Origin of the sequence: Amycolatopsis sp. SID8362, from assembly GCF_010550475.1 — a bacterium.
GTDB classification, from domain to species: Bacteria; Actinomycetota; Actinomycetes; order Mycobacteriales; family Pseudonocardiaceae; genus Amycolatopsis; species Amycolatopsis eburnea.
The window spans coordinates 1-1,252 of record NZ_JAAGNB010001242.1 but is presented as its reverse complement, the minus strand read 5'-3'; the positions used below and the strand labels follow the sequence as shown (position 1 = coordinate 1,252).

At 73.9% G+C, this 1,252-nt stretch carries 1 protein-coding gene and 1 pseudogene; both read left to right on the top strand.

What is annotated here, in order from left to right:
- Window positions 1–510: CPBP family intramembrane glutamic endopeptidase (locus G3I65_RS38580; RefSeq protein ID WP_160700465.1), on the top strand; the 510-nt coding region annotated here is incomplete at its 5' end.
- A gap of 93 nt (window positions 511–603) precedes the next feature.
- Window positions 604–1,252: pseudogene (locus G3I65_RS38575) on the top strand (YjfA family protein); the annotation flags it as partial.

Sequence of the window (1,252 nt, the reverse complement as noted above, 5' to 3'; positions counted from 1 at the left end):
CGCCCCGGTTCGCGCCGGTTCCACGCGCTGACGGCGTCGGTCGCGGCGACCTGGTTCGCCGGGGCGGGCCGGGTGCCGCGCGGCCGTACGGACGTCGTCCAGCCGCTGGTGGCAGGCGCCGGCGCGTTCGGCGTGTTCTACGGCTGCGCGCTGGTGGCCCGGCACATCCCGCCGCTGCGCCGCGCGATCACCGGTGTGCTCGACCACGCCCACCACGGGTCGACGCCGTCGGTGGCGCTGACGGCGCTGGTCACCGGCGTGGCGGAGGAAGTCTTCTTCCGCGGCGCGCTCTACGACGCTTTCGGGGCGCGCGGCGCCACCGCGGCGTACGTCCTGTCGACGACGGCGACGCGGAATCCCGCGCTGGTGCTGGCTTCCGCCGTGATGGGGACGCTCTTCGCCGTGCAACGCCACCGCGCGGGCGGCGTGCAGTCCCCGGCGCTGACCCACGTGGCCTGGTCGGCGCTGATGCTCGCGGCGATGCCGCGGCTGTTCCCGCCGGAGGACTAGACCACCGTTGTCCGGAATCGGACAGAATCCTTCGCCGAACCGCCCCGGTGTTCTTATCCTGGAACGAACCCCGGTGCGTGGAGAGGGATGTCGATGCGGACATTGCTCGTGCTGCTGCTCGTGTTCGGTTCCCTGACCCCGATCCCCGCGACCGCGGCGACGACGGCCGCCGCGGTGTGCGTCACCTCGTGCGACACCCTCGATCCGTCGCGGGCCGCGCGCGAGAGCTTTCCCTTGCCGGACAAGGTGATCAACGGGCGCGTGCTGCGGCTGCACGCGTCCGACCCGGACGGCATGGCCTGGGCGAGCATCGACAACGGCGTGCCCGGCGACGCCGTCTGGCTCGACCGCTCCTGGGACGGCGGTGCCACCTGGGAAGGCTTGCTGGGCAAGGCGAGCATCCCCGGTTCGTGGACCGGCACCCGCACCCTGATGTACAACCTCACCGATCCCGCGCACCACCGCCGTGGCCTCGTCCGCGCCTGCGGCGACGCGCAAGGCGTCGGCTGCACCGCCTGGATCTACCCGGACGTCTGCGACAGCGCGTGCGACCGCAGCGCCCCGGCCGCCGGGGACAGCCAGCCCGTCGCGCCGACGACGCTCTTCGGCCGCACGATCCGGCTGCACTTCGACGGGCGCGGGCTGGCGTGGGCCGGGATCGAGGCGGGCGGCGCCGGGGATGAGATCTGGCTCGACCGCTCGTGGGACGCCGGCGCGAGCTGGCCGGACGGCTCGTCGCTGG